Source organism: uncultured Polaribacter sp., from assembly GCF_947497125.1.
Lineage (GTDB): Bacteria > Bacteroidota > Bacteroidia > Flavobacteriales > Flavobacteriaceae > Polaribacter.
On sequence record NZ_CANMFI010000001.1, the window covers coordinates 742,040 to 750,754 of the forward strand.

The 8,715-nt window shown below is 34.6% G+C and carries 3 protein-coding genes; all 3 read right to left on the bottom strand.

All coding sequences use genetic code 11. The annotated features are described in order from the left end of the window. Positions 1-16: 16 nt before the first annotated feature. Positions 17-1,924, bottom strand: coding sequence for an OmpA family protein (locus Q0678_RS03175; RefSeq protein ID WP_299053730.1), 1,908 nt, complete (start codon positions 1,922-1,924; stop codon positions 17-19). A gap of 19 nt (positions 1,925-1,943) precedes the next feature. Continuing rightward, complete coding sequence (locus Q0678_RS03180) at positions 1,944-2,894, bottom strand: type IX secretion system membrane protein PorP/SprF (RefSeq protein WP_299053733.1); 951 nt, start codon at positions 2,892-2,894, stop codon at positions 1,944-1,946. A gap of 10 nt (positions 2,895-2,904) precedes the next feature. Then, the coding region (locus tag Q0678_RS03185; protein WP_299053735.1) for an HYR domain-containing protein at positions 2,905-8,715 on the bottom strand (5,811 nt) is incomplete at its 5' end.

Below are 8,715 nucleotides of genomic sequence, written 5' to 3' on the forward strand. Positions count from 1 at the left end.
CAGGATATTTTTTTAACTATCTTATCATAAACTCAGTCCTTCTATTTTGATTGTGTTGCTTTTTACTACATTTTTTTACTCCTACACAAGTACTAATTGGCTTTAACTCCCCCAACCCTTTTGTTGTTATTCTAGAAGCAGAAACACCTCTTTTTACCAACCATTTTTTGGTTGATTCTGCTCTTTCTAAAGAAAGTTCTTTGTTGTATTCTTCTGCTCCTCTTCGATCTGTATGACCAATAAGATCTATATTAATCTCTGGATATTTGTTCATTAGTAACACCACTTTTTCTAACTCTAATTTTGATTGTTGGCTGATTTGAGTTGCATCAAAATCAAAATAAATAGGTGCTAACTTTACTACTTCTTTTAAATCTATAGCCGTTAGTACGGGTTCTTTTTCAGTAAGATAAACAACAATTGTGTCTTTTACTTGATGGCTAACACTCGTTTTTAATGCTTGGTAATTATCGTTTAAAAACTCTAGTTGATATTTTTTTGATGCCTTTAAATCAAACAAGGTTATCTCTTGGTCTATTGCTGGTAATTCTACTGTAGTATTTATATTGTCTGTTAACTTTACTTTTGTGACACCTATTAAAGGCTTTTCTTCTTTAGATTTAATAAGTATTGTTACATCTTTTAATTTTGGTATTGTAAGTCCCTTAAACTGGTAAATATCATCAGAACCTACACCGCCTGCTTTTCTATTTGATGTAAAAAAACCTGTTTGCTTTGCTTCTTTATAGACCAATCCAAAATCATCAGAAGAACTATTTACGGGTGCTCCAAAAGTATATACTTTTTGGCTTTTAGATGTTAAATCTACATAATACAAATCTAAACCTCCCAAACCTTTTCTGGCATCTGAAGCAAAAACCAATATATTTTCTGAGCTCACAAAAGGAAAAGTATCTCTTCCCACTGAATTTATTGAATCGCCTAAATTTTCTGGCTCCCCGTAAGCCGTTCCATTTATAGCAACCCTAAATAAATCTGAAGCTCCCTTTGTTCCATCCATATCTGATGAAAAGTACAAATAATCTTCATCTGCACTCAATGCTGGGTGTGCACAACTGTATTGATTGCCGTTAAAAGGCAATGCTTCTACATTTCCCCAACGCTTTCCATTAAAGGTAGCCTTGTAAATTTTTAAAAGCACATTGTTTAGAGAATCTGTAGCTACTTTACCAGAAAAATTATTATTACTTGTAAAATACATGGTTGTACCATTTTTGGTAAATACCGCTGAAGATTCATTGTAATACGTATTAATACTTCCTTTTAATTTAGTTAATGACACCAATGAATCTTTGTCATCAAGCGCACCTTGGTATAAATTTGTGTAAGCATCATTGTTCCACAATGTTCTTTTTGAAAACCTTTTTTTTGTATCTCTGCTGCTTGTAAACACAATTTTATCTTCTCCTAAATACGCTACCTTATAATCTGAAAAATTAGAATTAAAATGAACGTTTTTTACAGCAAGTTGTTCAACAGATAACTTTTGTGAGCTCCCAAAAAAGTTTGCTTTATTATTTGTCTGTTGTTTTTCTTTTGGATACAAATCTATCAATTGCGCATACCAATATTCTGCAGCTTTGCTTTGCTGTTGATTTTTTAAAACACTAATGTATTTATAATACGTAGCCGCAGATACTTTTTTATTAATGGTAAATAACGAGTCGTAACTAACTTTTGCCAACTCATAATTCGACTGATAGTAATAAGCATTTGCTAAGTTTTCAAATATTTCTGCAGTTCCATAACCATCGTTTACTAAATTGCTATAAAGCGATATTGCTTCTACGTAAGACAAATTATTGAATTTAGCGTTGGCTTTGTTCAAAATATTTTGCTGACCAAATAGAATACTATTGATTAGTAATAAACAAAGAGTAGTATATTTATACTGTAATTTCATAATTTATAAATTAAAGATATTAGAAGAATCGAGGTGCTTTAACATTATTGTTTCTAAAAATTTCATAACGTAAAAACACTTCATGAGAACCAGAGTTATAGGTAGATAATGTATTTGTATCTACATCATATCCATATCCTAAAAACCAACTTTTATTCAACTGAAATCCGGCTAAAAAACTCACCGCTGCATCTACTCTATAAGAAGCTCCTAAAGTAAACCTATCATAGAACTGAAAGTTAGAGGAAACATCAACCTGTATTGGAGCTCCTGAAATAATCTTTGTTAAAATTGCAGGTTTAAACAATACATTTTTGTTGATATCAAACACATACCCTGCTGTTAAATGATAATGCAAACGCTCTTTAGAAATAGAACTTACAGAAGTATTTAAATTACGATTGATATGTTTTGTCTCTAATAAATTAGGAATCGAAAAACCTAGATAACTATCTTCTGAATACCAAAACAATCCAACACCTAAATTCGGTGAAAATCGATTGTTAATATTATTCTGCGCCAATACATCATCTGGATTAAAAATATTTAGTTTCATAAAATCAACATTTAACATATGCGCACTTGCTCGCATTCCAAAAGCCAATTTATAATCATATGAGGTATTGATACTGTATGAAATATCTAATGAAACCATATTTTCTTCAATTGCACCTATTGCATCATTTAAAATACTCAATCCAAACCCTACCTTAGAAGAACCTAAAGGACTGTGATACGACAATGCATTTGTGGTAGGTGCACCATCAAAACCAACCCACTGAGAACGTTGAGATAGGTAAATACTACTCGTACCACGTGAACCCGCATACGCAGGATTAAAACTTAACGTATTGTACATATAGTTACTAAATTGAGCGTCTTGCTGCCCATAACCAATATGTGTTATTAAAACAAAAGCAATGATAAATACTCTTTTTATTCCGGTTGTATCTAAACTATTATTTTGCATCTTATTCTTTTTATTTTGTTAAGTTTAAATAACCTGTTCTATTTTTCCAAACACCACTAGACCTGTACTTTAACACATAAAAATAGGTGCCTGATGGTAGTGACGAATTTCCATTTATGGTAACTCTTCCTCCAGATTGCCCTATAAAGTATCTACCATTTTGTCCATATCCAGAAACATCGTACACCTTAACTCCCCAACGATTATAAATCTCTAAGGTGTTCTCTGGATATAATTCTATGTTTCGAATGACAAAAACATCGTTTTTACCATCGCCATTTGGAGTTAACAAATTAAAAATCTCTAATTCATCTTCTGAGGGTTGTTGATTGTTAAACTCTAAATAATCATAAATATCATTATTATTAGAATCATTTGGATCTGTAGCATATTCACCTATTTCTTCGCCATTTGTTAATCCATCTCCATCACAATCACTATCTAAAAAATCTTGTGATAATGCCATTGTAATACTTGATGGAACTGATGAACATGAATCTTGCGCATCGGTATTGTCTATTTCTTCTTGTGCATTTGATACACCATCACCATCACAATCTAACATAGAAGCTTCTATTGTAACTACAATACTTACTGTTGTTTCGTTACCGCTAACATCTGTTATTGTATAACTAACGGTAGTATCTCCCTCTAAAAATAAATCTCCGCTTTCATGTGTTTGTACAATACTAGCTATGCTGCAATTGTCTGTAAATTCTGGCTCATTCCAAAATACAATTGCTCCACATTGATTAGCATTACTGGCAAAATCAATAACAGTTATAATTGGTTGGGATACTACCACAGGTTTCTCTACATCTATAACTGTTACCTCAAAACTACTAATAGTTTCATTTCCATAATTATCTGTAGCTGTATACGTTACAGTTGTACTTCCTACTGGAAATAAATCTCCTGAATTATGAGAACTTACATACGAGGCAATTGAGGCATTGTCTGATACTGTTGGCGCTGTCCATGTAATTACAGCTCCACATAAACCTTCATCATTGTTTTGAGTGATATCTGAAGGAGTATCTGAAATAATAGGATTTTCTATGTCATTAATTGTTACCTCAAAACTACTTGTAGTTTCATTTCCATTGATATCTGTTGCTGTATAGATCACAGTAGTAGTTCCTATTGGAAATAAATCTCCTGAATTATAAGAACTCTCAAAGGTATCAATAGCACAATTATCTGCTGCCGTAGGCAATGTCCATATTACAATTGCTCCATTAACTCCTAAATCATTATTTTGATTTATTGCTACGGGTGTATTTGTAATTATTGGATTTTCTGTATCTGTAAAAGCAACTTCAAAACTTATTGATTCAATAGCACCGTACTCATCTTCAGCATTAATTATAATACTGGTAGTACCTTGCATGCCGATTACTGGTGTAATTCTAAAAGTAAAATTATTACCTATATGTGAGATAGCAATTTCATTATTAGCAACTATGTTTTGGTTAGAAGAACTTGCTGTTACTAATAAATTTGCGGCACTTGTTTCTAAATCTATAATAGGAGTGGTAATTTCTAAGTTTGTATTAGGACAACTATTTGTGTCTGAAATAGAAGTTATAATAGGTGCTGTATTAAGGTTTGTAACTAAAATCTGTTTTGTGGTACTATTGTTACAAGATGTGTAGGTTACTGTAACTGTACCTTCTGTAATACCTGTAAGAACGCCCGTTTGTGATATTGTAGCAATATCTGTATCATTTACAGACCATATTCCGCTTTGTATAACATTAGAAAGGTTTATTGTTTGTCCAATATTAACGTTATTAAAACCTGTAATTTGTGGAAAATAACCCTGTACCCAATTACTAGTGATACCTGTTAAAGATAGATTGTTTAAAGTACCTATATTTGGATTTAAAGTTTTATCTTTTAAAGTAGTAATACTTGTATTATCAGCATTAATAATACCTTGATTAAAATTGTAATATGCAAGAAGACCTGTTTCTGTGCCTTCTAACTTTCTAGACATTTCATCTTGAATTTCGGCTTGTGTTTTAGCTACATCCCAAAAACGAACTTCATCAATTATTCCATGAAACAATGTGTTTGCTGTAGAATTAGAATTGAACAAAGCTTTACCACCAATAATTCTTGGCGCATTGTTAGATCCTGTTGCGTTGTTTGTATGTGAAGAAGTATCTTCTTCTCCATTTATATACATTTTAACAACTCCGTTTTTTCTAGTAACCGTTACATGTGTCCATTGATTTAGAGGTATAGAAGTTGTAGAGTTTATACCTGCTCCAACCCAAGTAGTTCCATTACCAAAATTAGCATGAAGTTTGTTAGCGCTTGTAATAGCCATAGAAGAAATATAGTCTTTTGTATATATTTCTGAAAAACTGATAAAAGAACCTTCCCAATACACCCAAGCTTGAGATGTAATATCATTTAAATTTTCAATTACATCGCCAACTAAAACATAGTCGTTAACGCCGTCAAAATGCAATGCGTTATTGGTTACCGCAGTTAAAGACACTCTAGTACTAGAACAACCAATTGAATTTTTAGTTTGTGCATAATATGTAGTTCCTGGAACTAATACTGTTGAAGACGCCAAAGCATTTCCACCAGTTGGTGTTGTAAACCACTCAACAGTATTGCCAATAATAGTTGTAGCGTTTAAGTTTGCAATAGTTTCTCCTACACAAATTAATTGGCTACCATTTGAATCTATAATTGGAGAATTTGGAGAAGGTTTTACGAAACCAGTTACACTAATTATTTTTGGGGTTGCACCTGTTGAAGAAATAGTTACATTACCTGAAAGATTTCCTGAGACTGTATTACTTTTTGTACGAATATATATCGGTGTTGATGTTACCAAACCATTCGTTTGTAGTAGCGTTACAGAACTTGTAAAACCACTCCCAGATGTAGTACTCAGTTCCCAATTAGAAGGGGCAGTAACTATAATATCTTCTATTAGATTTAAACCTGAAACTGTGAAAATTTGCTCACTAGAGTTTGAACCAGCACATGAGGTCGAATTAGTTAAACTTTGTGTAACATTTAAAATAATTGAATCAGTATCTAAACAGTTCGGGACACCATCTCCATCGGTATCTAAAGACAGGCTGTCTGCATCTAATGGATCTGAACCACAAGCAACTTCGTCGGCATCACTTTGACCATCTCCGTCATCGTCAGTATCTTCGTTGTCACCAATATTATCGCCATCGGTATCAGTGTCTTCAGTGTCATCTAATGGGAAATCATCGTCAACATCTAATGTGCCGTCACCATCATCGTCAGTATCTTCGTTGTCGCCAATATTATCGCCATCGGTGTCAGTGTCTTCTGTATCATCTAATGGGAAATCATCATCTACATCTGGTGTACCGTCATTGTCATCGTCAGTATCGGCGTTATCACCAATATTGTCGCCATCGGTGTCAGTGTCTTCTGTATCATCTAATGGGAAATCATCATCGGCATCTGGTGTGCCGTCATTGTCATCATCAATATCTGCGTTATCACCAATATTGTCACCGTCTGTATCAGTGTCTTCTGTATCATCTAATGGGAAATCATCATCTACATCTGGTGTACCGTCATTGTCATCGTCAGTATCGGCATTGTCACCAATATTGTCGCCATCGGTGTCAGTATCTTCTGTATCATCTAACGGGAAATCATCATCTGCATCTGGTGTGCCGTCATTGTCATCATCAGTATCTGCGTTATCACCAATATTGTCGCCATCGGTGTCAGTATCTTCTGTATCATCTAACGGGAAGTCATCATCTGCATCTGGTGTGCCGTCATTGTCATCATCTGTATCTGCGTTATCACCAATATTGTCGCCATCGGTGTCAGTATCTTCTGTATCATCTAACGGGAAGTCATCGTCAACATCTAATGTGCCGTCATTGTCATCATCAGTATCTGCGTTATCACCAATATTATCGCCATCTTTGTCAGTGTCTTCTGTATCATCTAATGGAAAATCATCATCTGTATCTAGTATACCGTCATTGTCATCATCTGTATCGGCGTTATCACCAATAGTATCGCCATCGGTATCAGTGACTTCTGTATCATCTAACGGGAAATCATCATCTGCATCTGGTGTGCCGTCATTGTCATCATCAGTATCTGCGTTATCACCAATAGTATCGCCATCGGTGTCAGTATCTTCTGTATCATCTAACGGGAAGTCATCATCTGCATCTGGTGTGCCGTCATTGTCATCATCCGTATCAATACAATCTGGTATACCGTCTGCGTCAGTGTCTAAAGACATACTCGCTGCATCTAATGGATCTGAACCACAAGTAACTTCGTCGGCATCACTTTGACCATCTCCGTCATCGTCAGTATCTTCGTTATCACCAATATTATCGCCATCGGTGTCAGTATCTTCTGTATCATCTAATGGGAAATCATCATCTGCATCTGGTGTGCCGTCACCATCATCATCTGTATCGGCGTTATCACCAATAGTATCACCATCGGTATCAGTGTCTTCTGTATCATCTAACGGGAAGTCATCGTCAACATCTAATGTGCCGTCACCATCATCATCAGTATCGGCGTTATCACCAATATTGTCGCCATCGGTGTCAGTATCTTCTGTATCATCTAACGGGAAATCATCATCTACATCTGGTGTGCCGTCATTGTCATCATCAGTATCTGCGTTATCACCAATATTGTCACCGTCTGTATCAGTATCTTCTGTATCATCTAATGGGAAATCATCATCTACATCTGGTGTGCCGTCATTGTCATCATCAGTATCTGCGTTATCACCAATATTATCGCCATCAGTGTCAGTATCTTCTGTATCATCTAATGGGAAATCATCATCTGAATCTGGTGTGCCGTCATTGTCATCGTCAGTATCAATATTATCTGGTATTTCATCATTATCTGTATCTAACTCGTCGTCTTTATTTATAATTATAAAATCAATAACATCGCCACCTGATAATAGATCATAATTCGGATCAGATGATGTTGGATCTCCAGTAATTAATTTATATATAACGTCTCCGTCTAAATCTGAATCATCTACAGCTGAAACTACAACTCTATTATTAATAGGCTGATTCCAATTATCACTAGAAATAGTTATACTTGTAACATTCACTGAACCCTCAGAACTGTCGTCAATAGTTAATGGTATTGTTACTTCTGTGTCATCTAATGGTTCACTTAATAACTCAAATTCAATTTCTAAACTACTACCTGATTCTGATGTTTCTGCAATTGCGTTACCTACAATTCTTCCTATAATTCCTGGAGGGTCATTATTTTGAGTAGTCATCACTAGGTTTATAATATCAGAACCAACCAAAGAATCATAATCGGAATCAGTAGTAATTGGAGCCCCTGTTTCTATAGTAAACTCAACAGAACCATCTCCTATCAAATCATCTACCATCACTACCTCAATCTCTTGTACAACATTCCAATTTAAAGGAGTGAAAATTACGTTAGCAACTACAGTCCCTTCAGAAGTATCTGAACTAATCAAAGGAATTGTAACATCTGCAGTTGGCATAAATCCTAGAACAATGTTAAAACTACCATTATATTCAGCTCCTGGATTCTCGTTCTCCAATAGCACTGAATCTGTAATATTTATAATTACTTCAGCTTCAACTTGATTTGTCACCGTTACTGTAACTGTGGTTGCAGTTTCATTACCCGAAGCATCTTCAATGGTAATGATTAAATCATATACATTGTTAGTGCCATTATCTTGCGCATCTTCATAATCTGGTGCCGCTACAAAACTTAAAACACCTGCTGAACTAATCGTAAATAAGTTTGCATCGGTTCC

Coding starts and splice junctions, on each gene's coding strand:
- Q0678_RS03180 (WP_299053733.1), bottom strand. CDS start 2,894: ATGCAAAATAATAGTTTAGATACAACCGGAATAAAAAGAGTATTTATC.
- Q0678_RS03175 (WP_299053730.1), bottom strand. CDS start 1,924: ATGAAATTACAGTATAAATATACTACTCTTTGTTTATTACTAATCAAT.